We start from the raw sequence: 26267 nt of genomic DNA on the forward strand, positions 1-26267 counted from the left end.
TCATGGCAGAGTAGCCAAGCCGGGACGGGATAAACGCTGAAGGCATCTAAGCGTGAAGCCCCCCTCAAGATGAGATATCCCATACGCAAGTAGTAAGACCCCTTGAAGACGACGAGGTAGATAGGGCAGAGGTGGAAGTGCAGTAATGCATGAAGCTGACTGTTACTAATCGGTCGAGGGCTTAACCAAAAGGATATGGTTAAGAATTGGATAGGTAAGAGGAAGTTATTTCCTGAAGGATGAAAGATAGAAAGTAGAAGAAATTCAGTGTGCAGTTTTGAAGGTATATAAACGTTCAAGAAAATCAAATATAAACGTGGATGACGGGGTGTGGCTCAGCTTGGCTAGAGCGCCTGGTTTGGGACCAGGAGGTCGCAGGTTCGAATCCTGTCACCCCGATTCTTACAAATATGCGCGAGTGGCTCAGTTGGTGGAGCGCGACCTTGCCAAGGTCGAGGCCGCGGGTTCGAGTCCCGTCTCGCGCTCTTTTTCATTTTATGCCGGAACCTTTAATTTCAAAGGATTCCGGCTTCTTTTTTTTTACATTCTGTTTCCGGGGTTGAGTAGGGTTGACTTAATTTAAGAAAGTGCCCGTTCCATATCTGCCTCATTCTGAGCTGTTTAATATGGTTAAAGCTGTAATTATGTAAAGCCGTTCGTTCGTCCTCATGCCCGACTTGTTTGCGAATCTCATTAATATTGATGCCCGAATCAAGCAAAGCAGAAATATATGTTTTTCTGATTTTGTGAATCCCTTTTTGATTTATATTAATGTGATGGCAATATTTTCGAATGCAGTTACTTATTACAAGCGGGGTAATATGCCGCCCATTCTGGAAGAATAGAAAATCATCCTGATATAAATGATGTTCTTTATTAAAAGCTAGATATGAATAATTTATTTTATGATAACTTTAAAGCACCATACGAACAAGATATACATAAAGAACTTTGGAAAATAATGTTAGAAGCATTAAAAAAATGCGCAGAAGAGAGCGGACTTATTGAAATGAATATGCCATCTGATCCAGAAGAGTATTTTACGTATCTTTGCAAGATTTATTATTGTATGGAGTGTACGGAGTGGATGAAAAAGATAGGAATGTTACACGAAAGTGAAAAGTACATCGATGGAGATGTTAAAGATATTTGCAATGGCAACTAATTCGCTAGCGGAAATATGGGCTAAATCTTTTTCATATTTTGAATAATTTTGTTTGGTGGTGTTGCATCCAAGAAGCTGCATCTGACGAACCATATAAGCCTGTGTATAGGAATGTTCAAGACGTAACTTTTTAATATTACTGCCTAATGAAATTGCGTTATCGGATTTTACTTTAGAATCGGTAGTCACGTAGCACCTCCAAATACTTGATTGAGTGCATTATAAAATGTTCAGTCAAATATTTGGTCGCAATATTGCGACTCTGCGCTTGATTATTACATGGCACTATGGTATAGTAAGAAATGTAAAGAAATGCAAGATTTTTGCACACTATCGATTATAAAATATGAGGGGGGGGGATATATAAAATGAAGAAAAGAACATTAGCATTAGTAGCTCTAACAGCAGCTATGACACTTGGAATGAGTTTAACATCTTTCGCAGCAGAGGAGCCAACATGGATCGTTCCTAAAGGATTATCTGCTGGCGAGTACGATAGTATGTACGGCACTACACAGTGGTGGCAGGCTGAAGCTGTAGCTGATTGTAGAGCGTGGGCGGAGGCGAATAAGGGAGATATCGTTGACATCCAGGATGAGATGGCTAGATATACGGCTATCGTCAACAAGGTTTGTGGATTCCTTACTTACGATATCAATTACAAGAATCCTCATATCGCTTATACGATCAGAGATGGCAAAGGTGTCTGCGGTGATTATACAGCTTTAACATTAGCGTTATGTGAGAAGTGTAACATTAAAGCTGTACTTTCTACCGGAGCTCTTAATGGGGTAGAGCATGATATGTTGAAAGTAACCATTAATGGGGTAGAATATTACAGTGATCCTACCAACTATGACACCGGTGCCGTAGGAGTTTTAGGAATGACTCCTGGTTATGTTGAGTTTTCCTGTGGGGGAGGGTTAACCTTAGCTAACGGAAGTACTGGTGCCGACACTAGCTCTAACTGTCTTACAGTCTTATCAATGGAGGCTAGCAAATCGGGCATGGTTCCTATCATTAATAAAAATGGCACATACTATATTACCAAGTCAGATGGTGATTTATTTGATAAATATGCTGATGTAGGGGATGTATCTGGTATGTATAGCATTCTTGATAAATATAATATACCACATTATTAATAGGGACGATCCCAAAATGATACTATATTTATGAAGTTTTTAATATGCAAAAAATCAGTAATTAAGCCAGAAAGGGATAGCAGACCTTTCTGGTTTATTCCATTTTCGATATATTCTTATGCTTAAAATCCAGCCTATCAAGGGCAAGCGTTGTGCCAAAGGCACCCTTGACAGTCTTCATCGAATATACTATTTTTATGTGGGGTTGAGTAAGGGGTTGAATACAGAAGAGCAGTCCTAAAACCTCCTATAAATAATATGTTTTTTAAGTAAAGGTTGGGTTCGAGTCCCGTCTCGCGCTCTTTTTTATTTCTAGGATTTATGCGGGTTCCGAGGTTTTCGGAGCCCGCTTTTAATTTACATAGAATTGCTAAAAGTTTTTACTGAAGGCTTTGTATTATCATTCCGTATATGCTTGCTGGAAGAAATTCAAGAAACGAAGAAAAATGAAGGAAAATGCGTGATTTTTTTAATTTCCACTTGCATGTATACCTTGCCTGTGATATAGTATAAAGGCTGAAAATTCACGCCGGTCGGATTTGCGCAGGACGGTGCTCATTATGAGTCCCCGCGGAAAGCATGAGAAGACGGCGGAAGAAAAACCAAAATTGGAGGAAAGAAACATGAGCGTTATTTCAATGAAGCAGTTACTCGAAGCAGGTGTACATTTTGGACACCAGACCAGAAGATGGAACCCGAAAATGGCTCCGTACATCTACACCGAGAGAAATGGTATCCACATCATCGACCTTCAGAAATCTGTAGGTAAAGTAGATGAGGCTTACAAGGCAGTATCCGATATCGCAGCAGACGGCGGCACAATCCTGTTCGTTGGTACAAAGAAGCAGGCTCAGGACGCTATCAAGACCGAGGCTGAGAGATGTGGTATGTTCTATGTAAACGAGAGATGGTTAGGCGGTATGCTGACAAACTTCAAGACCATCCAGAGCCGTATCGCTAGATTAAAACAGATCGAGGCTATGTCTGAGGACGGAACTTTCGACGTTCTGCCGAAGAAAGAAGTTATCGAGCTGAAAAAAGAGTGGGAGAAGCTGGAGAAGAACCTGGGCGGTATCAAAGATATGAAGAAGATCCCGGATGCTATCTTCGTAGTAGATCCGAAGAAGGAAAGAATCTGCGTACAGGAGGCTCATACTCTGGGTATTCCGCTGATCGGTATCATCGATACTAACTGTGATCCGGAAGAGCTGGATTATGTAATCCCGGGTAACGATGATGCTATCCGTGCCGTAAAACTGATCGTTTCCAGAATGGCAGACGCTGTTATCGAAGCTAAGCAGGGCGAGGCTGAGGCAGCTGCAGCAGAGGGCGAAGCAGAGGCTACAGAGGCTTAATTAACCCCAAAATTAAAAACTGAAACCAAAAGACCAGGAGCACGCCGCGGTTTTCCGCATAAAAGCGTGCTCCGCGCGGGTATACGAACGTGTACCTGAATTTATATACACGGAGGGATTTAAGATGGCAGTTACAGCCGCAATGGTAAAAGAGTTACGTGAAATGACAGGCGCTGGTATGATGGACTGTAAGAAAGCTCTTGCAGCTACAGATGGCGACATGGACAAAGCTGTTGAGTTCCTGAGAGAAAAAGGACTTGCAGGCGCTACTAAGAAAGCTGGCCGTATTGCAGCAGAGGGTATCGTTATGACTAAGGTTACCGCTGATGAAAAGAAGGCAGTTGTAGTAGAAGTAAACGCAGAGACAGACTTCGTAGCTAAGAACGAGAAGTTCCAGAACTATGTATCTGATGTTGCTGAGCAGGCGCTGAACACAAGCGCAGCAGATATTGACGCATTCCTGGCTGAAAAATGGGCAAAGGATCCGTCCCTGACAGTTGCAGAGGCTCTGTCTTCCCAGATCTCCATCATCGGCGAGAACATGAAGATCCGTCGTTTTGCTCAGTTAGCTGAGGAGAATGGTTTCGTTGCTTCCTATATCCATGCAGGCGGCAAGATCGGCGTTCTGGTAGACGTTGAGACTGACGTTGTAAACGATGCAATCAAAGAGATGGCTAAGAACGTAGCTATGCAGGCTGCAGCTCTGAAACCGCTGTACACCAACGACAGCGAAGTAGATGCAGATTACATCGCAAAAGAGAAAGAGATCCTGACTGTAGCAGCTAAGAACGAGAAGCCGGACGCAAACGACAAGATCATCAGCGGCATGGTTATGGGTCGTATCAAGAAAGAGCTCAAAGAGATCTGCCTTCTGGATCAGGTATATGTTAAGGCTGAGGATGGCAAGCAGAGCGTAGCTCAGTATGTAGCTCAGGTTGCTAAAGAGAATGGTGCGAAGATCACTGTTAAGAAGTTCGTTCGTTTCGAGACTGGCGAAGGTATCGAAAAGAAGGAAGAGAACTTTGCAGAGGAAGTTGCAAAGCAGATGGCACAGTAAGCGAACTACTTGTTGTAACTTCATATAACTTATTAGAAAGTGCTGAAACCCAGTATTTATGCAGGGTTTCAGCACTTTTTTGTGTACTGTTTTTTGATACTTTTTTATATAACTTGTTGCAATTTATTATATCTTCTTATGCGAATTGTGTAAAAAAGTGTGTAGTGAGTTGTGTAGAGGTTTTGGGGGATTTGTGTAATAACACGAATGGAACGCCTCAGCTGATTGCAGACGCGCCTTTGCAGTCTGCTCAGCATTACATTTACCGGTCTCAGGATCCCATTAGCGATTCTTTTGGGTGGCATTATGGGACTCACCGGAATCTGGCGGGCGCTTACGCTGACCTTGATCGTGAAAGGATAGGGGATAAAAGTGTACCAGAAAGTCACACTTGAAAATTCCGCCAGATGCGTTATAATAAGTCTGGCGATGGTTCAGCAGGGAAACATTGCAAATTTGATAAAAACAGGGGAGCTCGTTGGCGGGCTGAGAGGAAGTAATCGAACTTCGACCCTTTAACCTGATGCGGATAATGCCGTCGTAGGAAGTCATGAGATGAATTTTTACAGGAGATATCCGCAGGGGTATCTCCTGTTTTTTCATATAACAGGAAAATCCGTTGAAATTTCCTGTTATATAAAAAGCCCTACCGGGCGGGATCGCACTGCGGCGGAAGGGAATCATGTCGCAAGCAACCGCGCTCGGCGCGGGAATGTGCCAGGGCACATTCTTTTAAAATTAAATTCTTTGAAAGGGGGAACGTATTCCGCATGTGTGCGGCGAGCTGAGGGGGAGCGCCCTGGGCTTTGTAGGCAGCGATGGGAAGCCGTGTTCCGGCGTGAGAGGATACCAGAGAGTATCGACCGAATTTCATGCAGAAAACGTAAATTGTTCGTAACTGTTCAAGAATATCAAAGAAACAGAACAGTTGCAAATTTTCAAAGAAGGAGAAGAAAAATGAATAAGACAAACACGAAAAAACTGGCGATTGCGGCTGTATTCTGTGCCGTTGCCGTCGTAGGAAGTTTATTTTCCGTTCCGGTGTTCGGAAGTAAGTGTTCCCCGGTACAGCATATGGTAAATATCCTGTGTGCCGTTCTTCTGGGACCGGGCTATGGACTGGGAGCGGCCTTTGCAGCGGCGCTGATCCGAAATCTGTTAGGACTTGGAAGTCTGATGGCATTTCCGGGCAGTATGTTTGGCGCCCTGATCTGCGGACTGGTTTACAAGAAAACGCAGAGTGTGTTCGCAACTTTGATCGGTGAGGTGCTTGGAACGTCCATTCTGGGCGGATTTGCGGCATATCCGGTGGCGGTTTTCCTGATGGGAAAGAGCGCGGCGGGACTGGCTGTCTATGCCTATGTGGTTCCGTTTTTGATCTCGACCGCGGGAGGCGCGATCATAAGCGCGGTTCTGATTTTAAGTTTAAAGAAAGCCAATATTTTAGCAGGAATGCAGGAAGCACTGAGAGAGGAGAAGCCAGCACATGTTTAAAGAAATATTTGATAATGTAAGAGAAAAATGTCCGTTAATCCACAACATTACGAACTACGTGACTGTCAATGACTGTGCCAACGTGGTACTCGCATGCGGCGCGTCCCCGATCATGGCGGATGATAAGGACGAAGTTTCGGATATCCAGACCATCTGCGGCGGACTGAATATCAATATCGGCACATTAAACAGCCGGACCATCGAATCCATGCTGCTTGCCGGAAAGCGGGCAAATGAGCTGGGTCATCCGGTAGTTTTAGACCCGGTAGGCGCCGGTGCGTCGAAACTCAGAACAGAGACCGCCAATCAGCTTTTAAAGGAAGTCAGGTTTACCGTGATCCGCGGGAACATTTCGGAGATCAAGACACTGGCACTTGGAAATGGGACGACGAAGGGCGTGGATGCCGATCTGGCAGACCGGGTGACGAAGGAAAATCTGGACGAGGCGGCAGCTTTTGCGAAGGCATTTGCCGGAAAGATGAATGCGGTCGTTGCGATCACCGGTGCGATCGACATTGTGGCGGATGCGGAGAAGGCATACTGCATTTACAACGGTCGTCCGGAGATGTCTTCCATCACGGGAACCGGCTGTCAGCTCTCGGCTCTGACGGCGGCCTTTGTGACAGCCAACCAGGAACAGCCGCTTGAGGCAGCTGCTGCGGCAGTCTGCGCGATGGGACTGGCCGGGGAGACGGCATACGCCCGTTTAAGTGAACTGGACGGCAATGCGACTTATCGGAATTATATCATTGATGCTATTTATCGCATGAACGGAGAAGCGCTGGAGGCTGGAGCAAAATTTGAAGTAAGATAATAGAGCTTTAGTGTCCGTTTTTATAAGAACAGCTGAGAAAAGGAGGAAATGCAGATGAACTGCAGACCGGAAGATATGCTGCTTTACGCGGTGACAGACCGCGCATGGCTGAAGGGGGAAACTCTGGAGAGTCAGGTTGAGAAAGCTTTGAAGGGCGGGGCGACGTTTGTCCAGCTGAGAGAAAAGGAGCTTGACGAGGCGGAGTTTCTGGAGGAGGCAAAGAAGCTTAAAATGCTTTGCAGAAAGTATCAGGTTCCGTTTGTGATCAATGACAACGTGGAGATTGCCCTGGCAGTGGATGCGGACGGCGTCCATGTGGGACAGAGCGATATGGAAGCGGGAAAGGTCCGGGAAAAGCTGGGACCAGATAAGATCATCGGCGTTTCCTGCAAAAATGTAGAACAGGCGCTTCTTGCGAAAAAGCATGGGGCGAATTATTTGGGAGTCGGAGCCATCTATCCGACGGGAACCAAAAAGGACGCCGATGCCGTGACGCCGGGGATGCTTGCCAAGATCTGTCAGGCAGTCGATATTCCGGTTGTTGCGATCGGCGGACTGAATAAAGAACATCTGGAACTGTTAAAAGGAACAGGTGTGGACGGCATTGCAGTGGTCAGCGCCTTGTTTGCGGCCGATGATATTGAAAAGGCAGCAGAGGAACTGAAGGAAGCTGTAAAAAAGGTTCTGTAAAGATGAAAACGTTGTCATTTTGTCAAAAAAATGGCATGAAAAAGTTTATAAGAAAAAGCTTGTGAAAAAAGCTTCATAAAAAAATGGTAAGAAACTTTGCAAAAAGTTTTTTATGGCGGCACATTGGGGGCACCACCTTGTGTCGCCTTATAAAAGTTATTGATGCCTGAAAGGAGTTAATTATGAAGACAGCATTAACAATCGCTGGAAGTGATTGCAGCGGAGGCGCCGGTATCCAGGCCGATTTAAAGACGATGATCGCCAATGGAGTATATGGAATGAGTGCGATCACGGCGCTGACGGCCCAGAACACAACCGGCGTCCAGGGGATTTTTGAGGTAACCCCGGAATTTCTGGAACAGCAGATTGACAGCGTATTTACGGATATTCGTCCGGATGCGGTAAAGATCGGTATGGTTTCTTCAACCGGACTGATCAAGTCGATTGCGAAGAAGCTTTGTGAGTACCAGGCAGAAAACATTGTTGTGGACCCGGTTATGGTGGCGACGAGCGGAGCAAAGTTAATCAGCGACGACGCCATCGACACCTTGAAAGAATCGCTTTTTCCATTAGCGGCGGTTCTGACACCGAACATTCCGGAGGCGGAGGTCTTATCAGGAATGGAAATTAAGTCTGCCGACGATATGATTACGGCAGCAAAATGGATCAGTGAAACGTACCATTGTGCGGTTCTCTGCAAGGGCGGACATCAGTTAAATGATGCCAACGATCTTTTATACCGGGACGGCGGATACCGTTGGTTTAACGGAAAACGCATCCACAATTCCAACACCCATGGGACGGGCTGTACCCTGTCCAGCGCGATTGCATCCAATCTGGCGAAGGGCTATGATCTCGACACCGCGGTGGAACGTGCCAAGGCATATATTTCCGGCGCACTGGGAGCGATGCTGGATCTCGGCAAAGGATCCGGTCCGATGGATCATGGATTTGATTTCCGGGGAAAAGGATTTGCGGAGGAACGCGTATGACAATGACAGAGAGGCTTTTGGAAGCCACAAAGGAGATCTGGGCTGGTTACAATGAAAAACCGTTCGTAAAAGGCATTGCGGACGGCAGTCTGGATCATGATAAATTCAAATATTATATGATACAGGATTATCTGTATCTGATTGATTACACAAAGGTGTTTTCCATCGGGGCGGCAAAATCAACGGATCTCGCATTTATGCGCCTGTTTGCCGGATATACCCACTCGATTCTGGATGGGGAGATGGATATTCACCGTGCTTACATGGAACGTTTGGGGATAACCAGAGAAGAGGCGGAACAGACGCCGGTCGCTCTGGATAACCTTTCTTATACTTCGTATATGCTTCGCATCGCTTATGAGGGGGGCACGCCGGAGGCGGCAGCAGCGATATTGTCCTGCGCCCTCAGCTATGAATGGATTGCGAAGAAAATCGCAGCAGACAGACCGGATGCCGACAAACATCCATTTTATGGAGAGTGGATCCGGGGATACGCTTCCGAGTCTTACCACAAGGAAAATGAAGTCCTTGTAGAGTGGATGAACCGTCTGGCAGAGGATCTGTCTGAGAAACAAAAGAAACATCTGGTGGATATTTTTGTGGCCTGCTCCCGCTATGAAGCGGCATTCTGGGATATGGCGTGGGAAATGAGGCGGTAAATATGCTTACATTTGACAACGTGCGTTTCCAATATGCGGTAGAGGATTTTTCGATCATTGACCATCTGTCGTTTGAAGTCCAGAATGGGGAGTTTGTGTCCATCATCGGCGCTTCCGGCTGTGGAAAAAGTACGATCTTCCGGCTGGTAAATAAGCTTCTTACCCCGGCTTCCGGTGTGATCCGGGTGGATGGGGAATCGATCGAAACGAAGAAAAATTACTGCGGATATATGCCGCAGCAGGATCTGCTGTTTCCATGGCGCACTGTGCGGGAGAATCTGATGCTTCCGATGGAGATTCAGGGCGGATATTCGAAGGAACAGATGCAGAAAAAAGCGGATGATGCGCTTCGATCGGTTGGACTTGCAGACTGGGGAGATAAGACGCCGAAAGAGCTTTCCGGCGGTATGCGCCAGAGAGCCGCCTTTGCGAGAACGGTTCTGACGGGTTCAGACCTTCTGCTTTTGGATGAGCCGTTTTCAGCCCTGGATTATCTGACAAGACTGTCTATGCGGGAGTGGCTTCTGGAACAGTGGGAGAAGGAGAAAAAGACGGTTGTTTTCATCACGCATGATGTGGAAGAAGCGGTGTTTCTGTCCAGCCGGATTCTCGTGGTGGAACAGTCACCGATCACACATCTGCGCTCCATCGAGGTCCCGGCGGGATATCCGCGATCTCGGGAAGAGCTTCGCAGACCGGAGATTCTGTCCTTAAAGGAAGAACTCATCGGAATGCTTAAGAAGGAGAAGGCGTGATGGAACAGAAAAAAACAAATAAAATGGGAAGCCGGATGAATGCGAATCTTCCAGCCCTGATTTTGGTGGCGGTGCTTCTGTTTACATGGCAGGCAGCGGCTATGGGGATTGATGCGGCCTATATTCTCCCGTCTCCGGTTCAGGTGGTTGTACGGCTGTGGGAACTTCGGGGTCCATTATTTACGGCACATCTGCCGGCGACGATGTCGGTAGTCGTGATTGGACTTTTGATCTCGATCGTGCTGGGCGTGGGACTGGCTGTGCTGATGGATGCCAGTGAGACGGCAAGAAAGGCGCTGTATCCGCTGATCATCGCCTCGCAGACGATCCCGACGACGGCGCTGGCGCCGCTGTTTGTCCTTTGGTTTGGCTACACGATCTGGAGCAAGGTGCTGGTAACGGTGCTGATTACGTTTTTCCCGATCACGATCACGGTATTTGACGGGTTCCGGTCGGTGAAGACGGAAATGGAAGAACTTTTGTTTACATTTGGCGCGGATAAACGTCAGATCTTTTTGAAATTAAAGATTCCGGCGACGCTTCCGTACTTTTTTTCAGCGATCAAGATGGCGGTACCGCTGTCGATCATCGGAGCGGCGATTGGAGAATGGCTGGGCGCCCAGAGCGGACTCGGATATTTCAGCCGGAGAATGATGACCCAGTTAGATGGAGCCGGTGTATTTGCACCGATTCTGCTCCTATCGGTAGTGGCGATGGCGGCAACGTGGATTGTCTCGCTGCTTGAAAAGCGGATGATTTTCTGGAGGAATGAGTAGGAAATTGTGATATAGGATGAAATTTTGAAGTATGTGTGCGGATATTGAAAAGTCTGTATTTTTGAAATGTGTGCTGCAGACCGAAAAAAGTGTATTCACAAAAAAGCTACTTGTGAAGAAGTGCAGATCTTTGAGATTGGTATGTGAATCCAGCAAGTCATATGCCAAAAGAACTGGAAAACAGGTAAGTGATAGGGAAATATAAACGGAAATTTGTAAAAATGAAAGGATATGAGATGAAAAAACGAATGAAAATGGCTGCCGCAGTGATGGCAGCAGTGATGGGAATGATGACACTTGGCGGATGTGGAACGGCCAGCGAAAAGAGTGAGACAGCTGCTCAGGCAGAGGGCACGGATGCGAAACAGACCTCGGAAGAAGGAAAAAGTCAGGATCTTAAGGAGATCAATGTGGTTCTTGACTGGTATCCGAATGCGATCCATACCTTTATTTATACGGCGATCGAGCGCGGTTATTATGCGGAAGAAGGACTGGATGTGAAAGTGCGTTTTCCGGCCAATGCGAACGATGCGTTATCACTGGTAGCGGCTGGAAAGGCGGAGATCGGCATGTACTATCAGCAGGATGTGATCCAGGCGGTTGCCAATCAGGGAACGAAGATCAAATCCATCGGTGCGATCGTGCAGTCCCCGTTAAGTGTCGTTCTTTCTTTAAAGGATAAGAATATCACAGGACCGGAAAATCTGGTTGGAAAAACCGTTGGTTACGGCGGAACAGCACTCAGCGAGGCGGTTGTCAAGAGCATGATGGAATATGTGGGAGCGGATGCATCGGATGTAAACCTGATCGATGTCGGATTTGAACTGATGAGTTCTATGACGACCGGCAATGTGGATGCGACGATCGGATGCCTTGTTAACCATGAGGTTCCGCAGATGGAGGAAGAGGGCTTTGATGTCAACTACTTCATGGCAGCTGGATATGGAATCCCGAATTATTATGAGGAAGTATTCCTTGCCAACAACGAAATGATCCAGCAGGAGCCGGAAGTTCTGGAAGGATTCTTACGCGCATCGAAGAAGGGCTTTGAAGACTTTAAGAACGATCCGAATGGCTGCCTGGCAATCCTGATGAATAATCAGAATGAGGAAAACTTCCCTCTGACCCAGAGCGTGGAGGAGAAGTCCTGTGAGACACTTCTGCCGCTCATGGAGAGCGATGAGGTTCCGTTTTTGACCCAGACCGAAGAGTGCTGGCAGGAAAACATCGACTGGATGAGCGAGAGCGGGCTGATCGATAAGAAAGTGGATGTTTCGGATGTGATGGTAAACCTGCAGGAGTAAGAGCCAGAAGTAGTCAGAGACTGGCTGTTTGCGCAGAGCAAGTAAATTTCCGGAACTGGAAATTCTGGTGTTTAACATATATATGCAAGACAAGAATGGTAACAGAGTTACTGTTCACGGGTAGGCACTTTTGGAACCGAAAGTGCCGTGAGAAAACGTGGTGGCAGCAGGAATTTGCCGTATTTAAATGCGAAGCCACGGCAAATTCCGTTACTGGGCACGTATGCGTGTACAGTAAACAACAGGGCGTTACTGGGGAAGATGGAGTCTCAGAATGTTGACAGTCTGCCAGCCAGGATATATAATATTTTCGTAACTGTTCAGTACCTTAACAGTCACGCGCAAAAATCCATTAAAGAAAAAACACCAGAATGGAAGGGGAAACAAATAGATGAAGAAAATTATTTTAACCGGCGATCGTCCTACCGGGCGCTTACATGTCGGACATTATGTTGGCTCTCTGAGCGAGAGAGTGAGACTTCAGAATTCCGGCAAATTCGACGAGATCTATATTATGATTGCCGATGCACAGGCGCTGACAGATAACGCAGATCATCCGGAAAAGGTGCGTAAAAATATTCTGCAGGTTGCCCTGGACTATCTGGCTTGTGGAATTGACCCGGAGAAATCCACCATCTTTATCCAGTCGATGGTGCCGGAGCTGACAGAGCTTACTTTTTACTATATGAACTTGGTTACGGTATCCCGTGTACAGCGAAATCCTACCGTAAAAGCAGAGATTCAGATGCGTAATTTTGAGGCAAGCATCCCGGTTGGATTCTTTACTTATCCGATTAGCCAGGCGGCGGATATCACTGCATTCCGCGCGACGACCGTTCCGGTTGGAGAGGATCAGATGCCGATGTTAGAGCAGTGCAAGGAGATCGTCCACAAATTCAACAGCGTGTACGGCGAGACTCTGACGGAACCGGAGATCCTGCTTCCGTCCAACAAGGCATGTCTGCGTCTGCCGGGTATCGATGGAAAGGCAAAGATGAGCAAATCGCTTGGAAACTGCATCTACCTTTCTGATTCGGAAGCAGATGTGAAGAAGAAGATCATGTCCATGTTTACAGATCCAAATCACCTGCGTGTCGAGGATCCGGGTAAAGTCGAGGGCAATCCGGTCTTCATCTATCTGGATGCATTCTGCCGTCCGGAGTATTTTGCAGAGTTCCTGCCGGATTACCAGAACCTGGACGAGCTGAAAGCGCATTACCAGAGAGGTGGTCTGGGCGATGTGAAGGTGAAGAAATTCTTAAACAACGTCATGCAGGCTGAACTGGCTCCGATTCGCGCGAGACGCCAGGAATGGGAGAAGAGAATCCCGGATGTATTTGACATCTTGAAAGAGGGAAGCAAGGCAGCAGAGGCGAAGGCTGCTGAGACACTTCGCGATGTGAAGGCTTCGATGCGGATCAATTACTTTGATGATGACAGCCTGATTGATACGATCGAGGACTAAGATAAAAAGTGGAAATTCGGCGTGGCTTTCTGGAATGCCGGGAGTGTGCTGCCGGAAATGAATTGAATTAAGAAATAGAGAAAAGTCTGTCTTTTGGCATGGGAAAGGTGTCGGGGGACAGGCTTTTTTGCGTGATTCCCACTTAAAAACGGTTTACATAGTCCCTAAAATTCGATATAATAGTCTGTACCGCGTTATAACGCAAGGCTATATCAAATATGAAATGAAAGAATACTAAGAGGGCTACACATGAGTAAAAACAAACAATGGGCGAGTAAGCTGGGCTTTATTATGGCGACGGCTGGGGCGGCGATTGGATTGGGAAATCTGTGGAAATTTCCATATCTGATGGGAAAGAACGGTGGATTTCCATTTCTGGTTGCGTATCTGTTTTTTATCGTCGTTCTCGGACTGCCGGTTATGATCACGGAAATGTCCCTGGGACGGAAGACGCGGCATGATCCGGTGCAGGCATATGCGGACATTCATCCGCACGCACGGATTGTCGGTATATTCGGCGTACTGGCGGCGTTTATTATTTTGAGTTATTACAGCGTCATCGGCGGCTGGATTTTAAAGTATATTGCCAGCTATGTGACGACGGCGGCAGCGCCGGATTTTAACGCCTTTATCGGCAGTAGCGAGCCGGTGATCTGGCATATTGTATTTATGGCAGCGACTATAGCTGTCTGCTATTTTGGCATCAATGGCATTGAGAAAGCGAGCAAATTGATGATGCCGATGCTTCTGGTTCTGTTATTTGTCATCATTTTCAGAAGCGTGACGCTTCCGGGAGCTTCGAAAGGACTGTTATTTATCTTCCAGCCGGATTTTTCGGCGTTCACGCTTTCTTCTGTCAGCGCGGCACTGGGACAGGTGTTTTATTCCCTGAGTCTCTGTATGGGTATCACGATCACCTACGGAAGCTATCTGAGTGGAAAGGAAAATATTCCAAAAAGCTGTATGATCGTCGGTGGTCTGGACACCGTGATTGCGGTTCTCGCGGGTATCGCGATCTTTCCGGCAGTATTTGCCTTCGGTCTGGAGCCGGGACAGGGACCGGGACTGATTTTCGGCACACTGCCGATGGTATTTGCGAATATTGCGGGGGGAACTTTCTTTGCAATCCTGTTTTTTGCGCTGGTTTTTTTCGCAGCCGTTACGAGTGCGATCGCACTTCTGGAAGTCTGTGCCTCTTTTGCGATTGATTCGCTGGGCTGGGAACGCAAGCATGCGGCGCTTGTGATTGGTACGGCGATCACGCTGCTTGGCATTCCGAGTGCGCTGTCCTTCGGCGTCCTGAGTGATGTCACAATCCTGAATCAGTCGGTCTTTGATTTCGCCGGACTGGTAACGGATAATATTCTGATGCCGCTCGGTGGACTCACGATGTGCTACTATGTAGGCTGGAAATGGAAACCGGAGTATCTGCTTGCGGAGATCGAGGCGGACGGTACGAAATTCCGTCTGGGAAAACTCTGGGTGTTCTGCATCCGATTCCTGACGCCGATTATGGTGGGAATCGTCAGTGTAACTGGATTTTATAATTTGTACTTGGCGATTCGGTAGGAAGAGCGGTTTTGTTGACAAAAACAGGAAATTGCCGTATAATTTGTTAAAGTTCAGACAAGGTCATGGAAATAGGGATAGGATGTGCTTGACGGTGGATCAAGGGCGGAAAAAGATCATTTGTGTGATAATCTGAATAGACAGACAACTTGGGGAAACTTGAATATAAGACAATTAAATTATGGGGATACCGCAGAATGACAAGGATGTGATTAGGCGGTGTCCCTACTTCGACTGTCGGGAATGAATCGGATATGAGGCATTGCCGCAGGCGGAAAAGCTGCGCCGTGTGAGTGAGCACAGAATCACAAGCCGGAAGACGTTGCGGAGAAAGCAGAGAAGGAGGATGAGATATATGGTTCAGAGAAAGAAAACATTAGCCAAGACAGCGGCAAAGAAATCTGTTTCAACGGAAGAGAAAAAGGTTCCGTCTGTTGTGGAGAAAAAAGAGACAGCCGTAGCTGAAGTGGCGAAGAAAGAAACGGCAGTGGCAGCAGTCGCAAAGAAAGAGACAGCGGTAGCGGAAGTGGCAAAGAAGGAAACAGCTGTTGCAGCGGTGGAGAAAAAAGAGACGGCAGTAGCATCCGTTCCGAAAAAGGAAACTGCACTGGCACATGTAGAGAAGAAAGAAACAGCCGTAGCGCCGGTACAGAAGAAGGAGACCGCCCTCGCAGAGAAGAAAGAGATGGCAGCAGCCGCAGAGAAAAAGGAGACAGATGTGACCGTAAAGAAAACAACTGCAAAGAGAACTACAAAGACAACCACAAAGACAACCACTGCAGCAAAGAAGACAGCTGCGAAGAAGGAAGTAAAGACAGTTGCATACGTACAGTACGCAGGCTCTGAGATTTCTATCGAGAAGCTGGAGGCAGAAGCAAAGAAAGCATATGCAGCTCTGGGACATAAAGAGGACGAGATTGAGACTCTGACCCTGTATGTTAAACCGGAAGAGCGTGCCGTTTACTATGTGGTAAATGGAGAAGGTTCCAGCGAGTACAAGATTGTGTACTAAGGTGGGCGTTCGGTGAAGTTTCCGGCTCTGTATGACGGGAAGTTTACATACCATATCTGCTTAAAATGAGGGAGCAGGTATAAAAATCTAAGAATGGTAAAAAGCCAGTTTTTATATCTTTGGTGTATTAAGAGAGATATAGAACTGGCTTTTTATTTCATAGAAAAATGTGTCCTATGAAACAAAATACGCTCCGCGAGGATGCACAGTGATTCTGTATGGAATATGTCAGCTTCGCTGACCAGAATCACGCGCCAGGTCTCACGGATGGTTCACTGATCTGTGGATATTTTGATATGGGGATGTTTTAAAATCATAAAAGGGAATGCGGATGATTCGGTGCAGGGCGGAATGAAGGAAAAAACAGCCAGAACAGTACTCCAGCGGTTAAGGTCAGGCAAATCTCCATGGCACTGTTGATGATTCCCGATAAAATCCAGCTGTCCAGACAGAAAACACAAGAAATCCAGAGAAGCAGGAGGCAGAGGCGCCCACGGGCAGCAGGAGAATCCAGAGAGTGAGTCAATTTGCTGAAAAAGGCAGTATTGGAGGTTCTTTGGGAATAATGGACAGGAGCTGGGGACGAAAAATAGAGCTGCAAGCTTAAATAAAACAGATTATAAAGAAATAACAGCGCAGCCGCCAGCGCCAGAAGCGTGTGAAGGATAGCACAGACTGGGAGGTGCTCCGGGGCATAGGGCAGCAGGGCAGCGGCAGTGAGGAGAAGCAGGCAGCATTTTGCCTGGCGGGGGCGGTACAGGGAGAGTTGGGAGTAGAGAAAGCCGCCGCAGAGCAGGCACCAGAGAAAAAATTCCCCGCGCCGGTGCAGTGCAATGCTGATGCTGGAAAAATTGGAGGAAAACGGATTGCTTCCGCGTGTGAGTGAGAAACTAAAAAATGGGAGGAGAACGAACGTAAATATCCATCGAATCATGAGGATAGTGTGGGAAAATGGGGCGGAAAAGATACTGGAAAGAAGAGACAGAAATAGTTGACGGAATTGCTGTTTATGTAATAGTATTATTATTTAGGAAAGATGAATTATATGTTTGATTAAGAAGGATAATACAAAACTATGATAAATTTACCAGCAGCATTTACTGAACGAATGAAACAGATGCTTGGCAGGGAGTACGATGCGTTTATCGCCAGTTATGATAAGGAGCGCTCACAGGGGCTGCGCGTGAACGGACTGAAAGCGGATCCGGCTGAATTTGCTAAGAAGGCTCCATTTTCTCTGAATCCGGTTGCGTGGGCGGCGGAGGGATTCGCTTATGGGGCGGAGGATCGTCCGGGGCGTCATCCGTACCACGATGCGGGCGTTTACTATATTCAGGAGCCGAGCGCGATGATTGCGGCTTCGCTTTTAAACCCGCAGCCGGGAGAAATGATTCTGGATCTCTGTGCGGCACCGGGCGGAAAATCGACGCAGGCGGCGGCGAGACTGAGCGGAGAAGGACTTCTGGTGAGCAATGAGATCCATCCGGCGCGTGCAAAGATTCTCTCGCAGAATATCGAGCGCATGGGAATCCGGAATGCGGTTGTGACAAATGAAGATTCCGGGCGGCTGACGAAGTATTTTCCGGCATTTTTTGATGGGATCATCGTGGATGCACCGTGTTCCGGCGAGGGAATGTTCCGCAAGGATGAGACGGCGGTCACGGAATGGAGTCCGGAGAATGTGCATCGTTGTGCTGGGCGGCAGCAGGAGATTCTTGAAAATGCGGCGACGATGCTGAAACCGGGCGGACGGCTGGTGTACTCCACCTGTACTTTTGCGCCGGAGGAGGACGAGCAGGCGATCGGACGTTTCTTAGAGGCACATCCAGAGTTTGCGCTAGAGGAAACGCCGGACTATCCGGGACTTTCGCACGGCGTTCCAGCCTGGGGGACGGGTGTGACGGATGGAATCGAGAAAACGGTCCGTATCTGGCCGCACCGGACCGAGGGAGAAGGCCATTATGCGGCACTTCTTCGAAAAACGGGTGAGCCGGAGATCGTGAAGCGTAAATATCCGGCTTCAATGAAGGACAAGAAGCTTCTGGCAGTCTATGAGGATTTCTGCAAAGAGATATTTATTGAGCCGAAGAAATGGACAGCGGACAGTACGATGACGATGTTTGGCGACCAGCTTTACCGGACGCCGGAGGAGATGGTCGATTTTAAGGGGCTGCGGGTGCTTCGCCCGGGGCTTCAGATGGGAGAATTTAAGAAAAACCGTTTTGAGCCGTCCCACGCGCTGGCACTTGCCCTGCATCCATCGGAGGTAAAACAGAACGTGAACCTGTCTGCCGACGCGCCGGAGACGGCGGCATACCTGCGCGGCGAGACGATCCAGCTTTCTGAGGAAGACGCCGGAAAAGGCTGGTGCCTTGTGAGTGTGGACGGGTATTCGCTCGGATGGGGCAAGAAGAGCGGCGGTACGCTGAAAAACCATTATCCGAAGGGACTGAGAAAGCAGTATTAATGGAAAAAGGAAAAATCCTCCGGCATCGGAGCCGTAAACTCCATTGCTTCCCCTGTGATCGGATGCCGGAATGCCACCGTATAGGAGTGAAGCGCCTGCCGTCCGATGAAGCGGTAATCCGGGTTGTATAGAAAATCACCTAAAAGCGGGTGCCCGATAGCTTTCATGTGGACCCGGATCTGGTGGGTGCGCCCCGTTTCCAGACGTAGCAGGACGAGGGAGCAGTCGAGATCGTCCCGGTAATCGAGACACCGGTAATGGGTGACGGCGTGTTCCCCATGTTCCATATCGATGCAGCGCTCGATGGTAGAACCGTCTTTTCGGGCGATCGGCAGGTCAATGGTGCCGGATTCTTCTGGTTTCCCGGAGACAATCGCGAGATATTCGCGGCGTATTTCTTTTTTTGCAGTCATGGCGGAGAGAAATGCGCCGCTTATTTTATGTTTAGCGATCAGCAGAAGACCGGTGGTGTCTCGGTCTAAGCGGTTCACGGCACGGAATACGAAATGTTCGCCGCGCGAGGCAAAACGGTACGCGAGGGCGTTTGCCAGCGTATTTTCATGGTGCCCCTGGGACGGGTGGACAGGCATTCCGGCGGCTTTGTTGAGTATTATGAGATCTTCGTCTTCATATACTATATCGATCGGACGATTGACCGGAAGAATATCTGAGGAAACGGGTTCGTCCGGGAGAAAGAGTGTCAGGGTGTCTCCGATCTGAAGCGGTGTGTTCAGCCAGGATGGAGTCCCATTCAGGCAGATCTGCTCAGGGTTCTGTTTGAGCTCGATGAGGATGCGGCGGGAATATCCGGCATCGCGCAGGAAGGCGCCGATGGTGTCGGCCTTGTTTTTATTTGTAATGGTGTATGATAATGTCCGTTTCATTTAGGGAACCTCTTTGGGGTGAAAATGGGTTATTTGTTGTCATTCCAATAAGGATAACATAAAAGCAGGATGGGCTGCAATGTCAGAGTGAAATTTGTTCCTGATTACGGCTACGCTATTTTGGAACAGGAAGCGCCCCATGAGAAGGTATGACGAAATTTTGAAGGATTCTCGAAACCCTATTGACTTGCCATGAAAAACCTAGTATCATTACTAATAAGTAAGGCTGTTTTTATTCAAATTACTTATAAGCAGAACTAATAAATACAATGCAGAGAAAAGGAGAATGAACGATGGCAAAAGTAGGAATTGTAATGGGAAGCGATTCGGACATGCCGATCATGGCACAGGCAGCAGATTTTCTGGACAAGATGGGGATTGATTATGAAATGACAATCATTTCTGCACACCGTGAGCCAGACATCTTTTTTAACTATGCAAAATCCGCTGAGGAGAAGGGCTTTAAGGTTATCATTGCAGGTGCTGGCAAGGCAGCACATCTGCCGGGTATGTGCGCGGCACTGTTCCCGATGCCGGTGATCGGTATTCCGATGAAAACCTCGGATTTAGGCGGAGTTGATTCTCTGTATTCGATCGTACAGATGCCATCCGGTATTCCGGTTGCAACGGTAGCGATCAACGGCGGTAAGAACGCGGGTATTCTGGCAGCCAAGATTCTGGCAACTTCCGATCCGGAGCTGTTAGCGAAATTAAAGGCATACTCCGAGGAGATGAAGAATGAAGTAGCCGGTAAGGATGAGAAATTACAGAAGCTGGGACATAAAGAGTATCTGGCACAGAAATAAAAACAAAAAATATAAACAAGGACATACGGAGGAAAACCATGGATTACAAGAATTCCGGAGTAGATATTGAGGCTGGTTATAAGTCGGTAGAACTGATGAAAGAGCATGTAAAGAAAACGATGCGTGAGGAAGTGCTGGGAGGTCTGGGCGGCTTTGCCGGTGCATTCTCCCTGGCAAAGATTAAAGAGATGGAAGAGCCGGTTCTCTTATCTGGTACGGACGGCTGTGGTACCAAGGTAAAACTGGCGATCATCATGGACAAGCATGACACGATCGGTATCGACGCGGTTGCGATGTGTGTCAACGACATTGCATGTGCAGGTGGCGAGCCGCTGTTTTTCCTGGACTATATTGCCTGCGGCAAGAACTATCCGGAAAAGATCGCGGATATCGTAAAAGGCGTTGCAGAAGGCTGCTTACAGTCGGAGGCAGCTCTGATCGGCGGCGAGACAGCCGAGCATCCGGGACTGATGCCGGAGGAAGATTATGATCTGGCTGGTTTTGCTGTCGGCGTGGTTGATAAAAAAGACATGATTACCGGCGAAAACCTGAAACCGGGTGATGTACTGATCGGTATGGCATCCACCGGCGTTCACAGCAATGGTTTCTCCCTGGTCCGCAAGGTATTTGAGAAGGAACTCAACAAAGAGGGACTGGAGACCTACTATGAGGAGTTGGGAACCACGCTTGGCGAGGCACTTCTGGCACCGACCCGTATCTATGTAAAGGCGCTGAAAGCAGTGAAGAATGCGGGCGTGACTGTGAAAGCGTGCAGCCATATCACAGGCGGCGGCTTCTATGAGAATGTTCCGCGTATGCTGAAAGACGGCGTCCGCGCAGTCATCAAGAAAGACAGCTATCAGATTCCGCCGATCTTCGGTATGCTGGCGAAGAAAGGCGATATCGAGGAGCACATGATGTACAATACCTACAATATGGGTATCGGCATGGTTGTAGCAGTCGATGCGGCTGATGCAGAGCGTGCGATGGAGGCAATGAAGTCCGCTGGCGATACACCGTACATCATCGGTTCTATTGAGGCAGGAGAAAAGGGAGTAACATTATGCTAAGAGTCGTTGTAATGGTGTCTGGCGGCGGTACAAATCTGCAGGCAATCCTGGATGCGGTTGATAACGGCAAGATCACGAACGCAGAGGTTGTAGCGGTTATCAGCAACAATGAGGGCGTTTATGCGATTGAGCGCGCGAAAAAACACGGTGTCCCAGCGTTTGTTGTGACTCCGAAGGCGTATGAGACGCGAGATGCATTCGATGAGGCGCTTTTAGAGACCGTCAAGGCGTGTAAGCCGGATCTCATCGTTCTGGCTGGATTTCTTGTGAAGATTCCGGCGGCGATGATCGAGGCATACAGAAATAAAATTATCAATATCCACCCGTCCCTGATTCCGTCCTTCTGTGGCGTCGGCTATTATGGACTGAAGGTGCATGAGGCGGCACTGGCGCGCGGCGTCAAGGTGACGGGCGCGACGGTTCACTATGTGGATGAGGGAACCGATACCGGTCCGATCCTCTTCCAGAAAGCCGTAGAGGTGCAGCCGGATGATACGCCGAAGACGCTGCAGCAGCGCGTGATGGAACAGGCAGAGTGGGTACTGCTTCCGCAGGCGATCGATGCGATTGCAAACGGAAGAATATAAGGAGAAGAACATGAAAGTTTTAATCGTTGGCAGCGGCGGACGTGAGCATGCGATCGCATGGAAAGTGGCTCAGAGTCCGAAGGTAGATAAAATTTATTGTGCACCGGGCAATGCGGGAATCGCAGAGTATGCAGAGTGTGTGCCGATCAGTGCAATGGAATTTGATAAGCTGGCGGCATTTGCGAAAGAGCATGAGGTTGATCTGACCGTGATTGGCATGGACGATCCGCTGGTTGGCGGTATCGTGGATGTGTTCGAGGCACAGGGATTGCGTGTATTTGGACCGAGAAAAAATGCGGCGATTCTGGAAGGATCGAAGGCATTTTCCAAGGATCTGATGAAGAAATACAACATTCCGACCGCAGCCTATGAGACTTTTACCGATCCGCACAAGGCGCTGGAATACTTACAGACCGCTAAGATGCCGATCGTTTTGAAAGCAGATGGTCTGGCACTTGGAAAAGGTGTTCTGATCTGCAATACTTTAGAAGAAGCAGAGGCAGGCGTCAAGGAGATCATGGAGGACAAGAAGTTTGGTTCTGCCGGCAATCAGATGGTTATCGAGGAGTTTATGACAGGACGCGAGGTTTCTGTCCTTTCCTTCGTCGATGGCGATACGATCCGCATTATGACCTCCTCCCAGGATCACAAGCGGGCGCTGGACGGCGATCAGGGCTTAAATACAGGCGGTATGGGAACCTTCTCGCCAAGCCCGTTCTACACAAAAGAAGTAGACGAATTCTGCAAAAAGTACATCTATCAGCCGTCGGTTGACGCGATGAAGAAGGAAGGACGTACCTTCAAGGGCATCATTTTCTTCGGTCTGATGCTGACCGAAGATGGTCCGAAGGTGCTGGAATACAATGCGCGTTTCGGCGATCCAGAGACACAGGTTGTCCTGCCGCGCATGAAGAACGATATCGTGGAAGTCTTTGAGGCATGTATCGACGGAACTCTGGATCAGATTGAGCTTGAATTTGAGGACAATGCGGCAGTCTGTGTTGTTCTGGCGTCGGATGGTTATCCGGTGAAATATGAAAAGGGCTTCAAGATTCACGGTCTGGAGAAATTCAAAGACACGGACGGTTACTATGTATTCCATGCAGGCACGAAGTTCGATGCAGACGGCGATATCGTGACAAATGGCGGTCGAGTGCTGGGCGTTACTGCAAAGGGCAAAGACCTGAAAGAGGCGCGCGCCAACGCATACAAGGCGACCGAGTGGATCGATTTCGCTAACAAATATATGCGCCATGATATCGGGCATGCGATTGATGAGGCGTAGGGGAAGCGGTAGGTAGTAGATTCCTATTTAGAAAAGAAACGGGGATATCAGATTTGAACGTCTGATATCCCTGTTTTTGTCTGGATGTTGGAAAAAAATGCTTTTGAAAAACATATTAAAAACATTCAAGCGTGCTATAATAGAAAGAAAAGATGAACTGTTTTCATGCAATTAAAAGGAGGACAATGCAATGGCTAACAAATATGCAGGAACCCAGACGGAAAAGAACCTGAGGGAGGCTTTTTCCGGTGAATCACAGGCAAGAAATAAATATACCTATTTTGCATCCAAGGCAAAAAAAGATGGATTTGAGCAGATTTCCGCCCTTTTTTTAAAGACCGCAGACAATGAGAAAGAACACGCAAAGATGTGGTTTAAGGAATTAAAGGGTCTGGGAAATACCGCAGAGAATCTGGCATCTGCTGCAGAAGGCGAGAATTATGAGTGGACAGATATGTACGATGGATTTGCCAAGACTGCTGAGGAAGAAGGGTTCCCGGAACTGGCAGCGAAATTCCGTATGGTAGCGGAGATTGAAAAGCACCATGAAGAGCGCTACCGTGCCCTGCTTCACAATGTGGAAGCACAGGAAGTATTTAAGAAGAGCGAAGTGAAGGTATGGGAATGCCGCAACTGCGGTCATATCGTAGTAGGCGAGAAAGCACCGGAAGTCTGTCCGGTATGCGCACATCCGCAGGCTTATTTCGAGATCCATGCGGAGAATTACTAAATCTGGGGATCAATCGTGGAAGCAGATGCCTTTTGTGGGAATGTGAGACGCAAGAGGTAGTTCTGGATTTGGTATGTGATTGAGTATCAGTAATGTGAGTTAGAGTGGATATGCCATGGACGGCGAGGATCTGATGGATTTGCTGGTCAGTCAGCTGGGGGCACTTTCGGAAACGACGAGACGACAGCTGGGGGGCTGCCGATTCCTTATTGTGTATAAAAAAGGAAGATGCATCATATAAAAGATACGAAAATTAAGCAGGCTGTTTTGGATCAGTTCATATGAGATCGTCTTTTTTATCATTCGCACCAGATGTTTCGAAGGAACAATGCCAGGCAGAGCATTGGATCGATATAGAAAATGTGTCAGAATCAGTAAAAATGACGCCGGAAGAAATTGAAAATTTGAATGCACGGATTTTACGGACATATGGAACGGAAATGCATGATTTGAAAAATGAAGCCTTTGCCAAAGAAGAGAGAGTTGTTTATGATAAATGGTGTGGAAATTTCTTATCATTTGGGATACAGGGGATAAATTGGACTGTGCGTGATGCTCAAAATTCCGTGAATAAAAATGTTCATATCAAATATGGAATCGCGACTTCACAGGGGTTGATCAAACAGTTTCCGATGGAGACTTTTTTAGCCGATGAGGAGGATCCATCCGATCCGGAGTGGGATGAGGCAGCACTTTGTCTCTGTATGGTCGGGGAACCGCTTTTGATTTTGGGTTCGGTGCAGGAGGAGAGTTATCTGTATGTTCGGAATGAATGCAGCGAGGGCTGGATATCGGCAGAGTCGGTGGCAGTCTGTCGGAACCGGGCGGAATGGCTGATGGCGGCATTTCCGATCCATCCGTTAGTAGTGACAGGGGATATGGTCTGGCTGGAAGCAAGTGCAGTCTATCCGGGAACCAGTGCATACCGGCTTCGGATGGGGACGGTGTTGGAATTGTACGTGGAAGAAGGAATCCCAGAGATAAAAGAAACAATAGAAACAAACAGAAAAAAAGGGACAGGAGCGGTAATAGAGACAACAGAAGCACAGGCAGAACAGAGGGTACAGAACAGACTGTCTTGGAATAATTACATCGTCTGGCTTCCATGCCGCGCCCCGGATGGCAGTTTCTTCCGGCAAAAAGGATTGATTCCGATGAGCCGGGACGTATCGGTGGGATATTTGAGCTTGACAAATGAGGAGATTATTAAACAGGCGTTCAAGTGTCTGGGAGACCGCTACGGCTGGGGCGGAATGCTGGAAAGCCGGGATTGTTCTTCCTATATCCGGGAGGTGTACCGCTGTTTTGGATGGATCCTGCCTCGCAATACGACCGGGCAGTTGCAGATGCCAGTTCGAAAAATAGAGCTGGCGGGGCGGCGCTGCTCAGAAAAAAAGCAGATTTTAAAAGTATTAGAACCGGGCACACTTCTATATTTTCCGGGACATGTGATGATGTATCTGGGATATGAGAATGGCAATTTTTATGTCATAAACGATGTGAGCAGGCTGGTAAAAGAAGGAGAAACGATGCCGGTGCGTGTACGATCGGTGATTGTCAACACGCTGGCAGTCAGGCGTCCCAATCTGCGGACCTGGATGGAGGAGCTGACGCTTGCTTTGATTCCTTGGGAAACATGAAGCGTACAGCAGATAGAAAAAGGGAGAAAAAGAGAGATGAAGATAATTGTATGTGTGGATAATCAGAACGGCATGATGTTCAATCACAGACGGCAGAGCCAGGACCGCGTGCTTAGAAAGCGTATTCTGGAGCTGACAGGTGGGAAAAAACTGTGGATGAATGCATACAGCCAGAAACAGTTTTTACAGGTGAATGGAAATATGCCGAAAGAACAGGAACAATCCGGGCAACTGGGGCAATCCGGGCAGATTCAGGCAGATGAAGAGTTTTTGGAAAAGGCGGGGCCGGGAGAGTACTGTTTTGTCGAGGACAAGGATGTTGTTCCGTATGAGAGCCGGATCGAAGAAGTGATTCTTTGTCATTGGAACCGGGATTATCCGGCAGATATGTATTTTAAGATGGATCTGGGCAGCTGGAAGCTGGCAGAAACGCAGGAATATGCGGGTTCCTCGCATGAGAAAATCACAGAAGAGCGGTATGTGCGCAGGTAAAAAATATACATAAAAAGTAAGTACAATATAAAAGAGTAAGAAAAACATAAAAAA

25 protein-coding genes, 2 tRNA genes, 1 rRNA gene and 1 riboswitch (1 of these 29 only partly in view) are annotated in these 26267 nt (G+C 47.8%); of the genes, 27 read left to right on the forward strand and 1 reads right to left on the reverse strand.

The features are described from left to right. The 20 genes from DW720_RS07835 to DW720_RS07935 form a co-directional block, all read left to right on the forward strand. Positions 1-189: ribosomal RNA gene (locus tag DW720_RS07835) — 23S ribosomal RNA — on the forward strand; its annotated part reaches 2579 nt to the left of the window's first position; the annotation flags it as partial. A 135-nt stretch (positions 190-324) separates the two neighbouring features. Beyond that, a tRNA-Pro gene (locus DW720_RS07840) sits at positions 325-399 on the forward strand. A gap of 13 nt (positions 400-412) precedes the next feature. Beyond that, positions 413-485 (forward strand) — tRNA-Gly (locus DW720_RS07845). Between the two features lie 404 nt (positions 486-889). Next, complete coding sequence (locus DW720_RS15610) at positions 890-1165, forward strand: hypothetical protein (RefSeq protein WP_147355507.1); 276 nt, start codon at positions 890-892, stop codon at positions 1163-1165. A 368-nt stretch (positions 1166-1533) separates the two neighbouring features. Then, the gene (locus DW720_RS07860) at positions 1534-2310 is read left to right on the forward strand and encodes a transglutaminase domain-containing protein (protein ID WP_118749484.1); all 777 of its coding nucleotides are present in this window, start codon (positions 1534-1536) and stop codon (positions 2308-2310) included. Positions 2311-2933: 623 nt separating this feature from the next. Beyond that, the gene (gene rpsB, locus DW720_RS07865; RefSeq protein ID WP_022359217.1) at positions 2934-3665 is read left to right on the forward strand and encodes a 30S ribosomal protein S2; all 732 of its coding nucleotides are present in this window, start codon (positions 2934-2936) and stop codon (positions 3663-3665) included. A gap of 124 nt (positions 3666-3789) precedes the next feature. Next, on the forward strand, positions 3790-4722 hold the full coding sequence (gene tsf / locus DW720_RS07870; RefSeq protein ID WP_117796323.1) for a translation elongation factor Ts: 933 nt from the start codon (positions 3790-3792) through the stop codon (positions 4720-4722). Positions 4723-5179: 457 nt separating this feature from the next. Beyond that, a riboswitch (TPP riboswitch) is annotated at positions 5180-5286 on the forward strand. Between the two features lie 393 nt (positions 5287-5679). Beyond that, entirely contained in the window at positions 5680-6216 is a 537-nt protein-coding gene (gene thiW / locus DW720_RS07875) for an energy coupling factor transporter S component ThiW (RefSeq protein WP_117796324.1), read from the forward strand. Continuing rightward, on the forward strand, positions 6209-7030 hold the full coding sequence (thiM, locus tag DW720_RS07880; RefSeq protein WP_117796325.1) for a hydroxyethylthiazole kinase: 822 nt from the start codon (positions 6209-6211) through the stop codon (positions 7028-7030). The genes thiW and thiM overlap by 8 nt, the downstream gene beginning before the upstream one ends. 54 nt (positions 7031-7084) lie before the next feature. Beyond that, a complete protein-coding gene (gene thiE / locus DW720_RS07885) occupies positions 7085-7720 on the forward strand; it encodes a thiamine phosphate synthase (protein WP_118467799.1) in 636 nt (211 codons plus the stop codon). Positions 7721-7902: 182 nt separating this feature from the next. After that, positions 7903-8712: a bifunctional hydroxymethylpyrimidine kinase/phosphomethylpyrimidine kinase gene (gene thiD, locus DW720_RS07890; RefSeq protein ID WP_117796327.1), complete on the forward strand. Its 810-nt coding sequence runs from the start codon at positions 7903-7905 to the stop codon at positions 8710-8712. Beyond that, on the forward strand, positions 8709-9371 hold the full coding sequence (tenA, locus tag DW720_RS07895; RefSeq protein WP_118467803.1) for a thiaminase II: 663 nt from the start codon (positions 8709-8711) through the stop codon (positions 9369-9371). The genes thiD and tenA overlap by 4 nt, the downstream gene beginning before the upstream one ends. Positions 9372-9373: 2 nt before the next feature. Further along, positions 9374-10126, forward strand: a complete 753-nt coding sequence (locus DW720_RS07900) for an ABC transporter ATP-binding protein (protein WP_118742688.1) — start codon at positions 9374-9376, stop codon at positions 10124-10126. A 35-nt stretch (positions 10127-10161) separates the two neighbouring features. Continuing rightward, positions 10162-10902 (forward strand): ABC transporter permease, encoded by a 741-nt coding sequence (locus tag DW720_RS07905; protein ID WP_118491998.1) that lies wholly within the window; start codon positions 10162-10164, stop codon positions 10900-10902. A gap of 236 nt (positions 10903-11138) precedes the next feature. Beyond that, a complete protein-coding gene (locus DW720_RS07910; RefSeq protein ID WP_243099722.1) occupies positions 11139-12206 on the forward strand; it encodes an ABC transporter substrate-binding protein in 1068 nt (355 codons plus the stop codon). A gap of 391 nt (positions 12207-12597) precedes the next feature. Next, positions 12598-13671: a tryptophan--tRNA ligase gene (gene trpS, locus DW720_RS07915; RefSeq protein ID WP_117796329.1), complete on the forward strand. Its 1074-nt coding sequence runs from the start codon at positions 12598-12600 to the stop codon at positions 13669-13671. 249 nt (positions 13672-13920) lie between these two features. After that, positions 13921-15240, forward strand: coding sequence for a sodium-dependent transporter (locus tag DW720_RS07920; RefSeq protein ID WP_117796330.1), 1320 nt, complete (start codon positions 13921-13923; stop codon positions 15238-15240). Between the two features lie 355 nt (positions 15241-15595). Then, positions 15596-16252, forward strand: a complete 657-nt coding sequence (locus tag DW720_RS07925; RefSeq protein ID WP_118749485.1) for a DUF6465 family protein — start codon at positions 15596-15598, stop codon at positions 16250-16252. 658 nt (positions 16253-16910) lie between these two features. Continuing rightward, complete coding sequence (locus tag DW720_RS07930; RefSeq protein WP_118673451.1) at positions 16911-17138, forward strand: hypothetical protein; 228 nt, start codon at positions 16911-16913, stop codon at positions 17136-17138. Positions 17139-17327: 189 nt separating this feature from the next. Further along, on the forward strand, positions 17328-18719 hold the full coding sequence (locus tag DW720_RS07935) for an RsmF rRNA methyltransferase first C-terminal domain-containing protein (RefSeq protein WP_182436531.1): 1392 nt from the start codon (positions 17328-17330) through the stop codon (positions 18717-18719). On the opposite strand, the gene DW720_RS07940 is transcribed toward DW720_RS07935, so the two are convergent. After that, positions 18716-19603 (reverse strand): RluA family pseudouridine synthase, encoded by an 888-nt coding sequence (locus DW720_RS07940; protein ID WP_118749486.1) that lies wholly within the window; start codon positions 19601-19603, stop codon positions 18716-18718. The two genes, DW720_RS07935 and DW720_RS07940, sit on opposite strands and share 4 nt — an antisense overlap. Positions 19604-19896: 293 nt before the next feature. Here DW720_RS07940 and purE point away from each other — a divergent pair, with 293 nt between their 5' ends. The 7 genes from purE (at position 19897) to DW720_RS07975 (ending at position 26213) form a co-directional block, all read left to right on the forward strand. Then, a complete protein-coding gene (gene purE / locus DW720_RS07945; RefSeq protein WP_107000367.1) occupies positions 19897-20409 on the forward strand; it encodes a 5-(carboxyamino)imidazole ribonucleotide mutase in 513 nt (170 codons plus the stop codon). Between the two features lie 38 nt (positions 20410-20447). Continuing rightward, positions 20448-21479, forward strand: a complete 1032-nt coding sequence (gene purM, locus DW720_RS07950) for a phosphoribosylformylglycinamidine cyclo-ligase (protein ID WP_118570052.1) — start codon at positions 20448-20450, stop codon at positions 21477-21479. Beyond that, the gene (gene purN / locus DW720_RS07955) at positions 21473-22066 is read left to right on the forward strand and encodes a phosphoribosylglycinamide formyltransferase (RefSeq protein ID WP_118467813.1); all 594 of its coding nucleotides are present in this window, start codon (positions 21473-21475) and stop codon (positions 22064-22066) included. Before purM ends, purN begins: the two co-directional genes overlap by 7 nt. 10 nt (positions 22067-22076) lie before the next feature. Beyond that, positions 22077-23351 carry a phosphoribosylamine--glycine ligase gene (gene purD, locus DW720_RS07960; RefSeq protein WP_118742686.1) on the forward strand — a complete coding sequence of 425 codons (1275 nt, stop codon included), beginning with the start codon at positions 22077-22079 and terminating at the stop codon, positions 23349-23351. 190 nt (positions 23352-23541) lie between these two features. Next, on the forward strand, positions 23542-24081 hold the full coding sequence (gene rbr, locus DW720_RS07965) for a rubrerythrin (RefSeq protein ID WP_118742685.1): 540 nt from the start codon (positions 23542-23544) through the stop codon (positions 24079-24081). A gap of 545 nt (positions 24082-24626) precedes the next feature. After that, positions 24627-25721, forward strand: coding sequence for an NlpC/P60 family protein (locus tag DW720_RS07970; protein ID WP_182436532.1), 1095 nt, complete (start codon positions 24627-24629; stop codon positions 25719-25721). Between the two features lie 36 nt (positions 25722-25757). Next, positions 25758-26213: a ribonuclease Z gene (locus tag DW720_RS07975; RefSeq protein ID WP_118742683.1), complete on the forward strand. Its 456-nt coding sequence runs from the start codon at positions 25758-25760 to the stop codon at positions 26211-26213. Positions 26214-26267 lie beyond the last annotated feature (54 nt).

The organism is Clostridium sp. AM27-28, assembly GCF_003480955.1.
GTDB classification, from domain to species: Bacteria; Bacillota; Clostridia; order Lachnospirales; family Lachnospiraceae; genus Otoolea; species Otoolea fessa.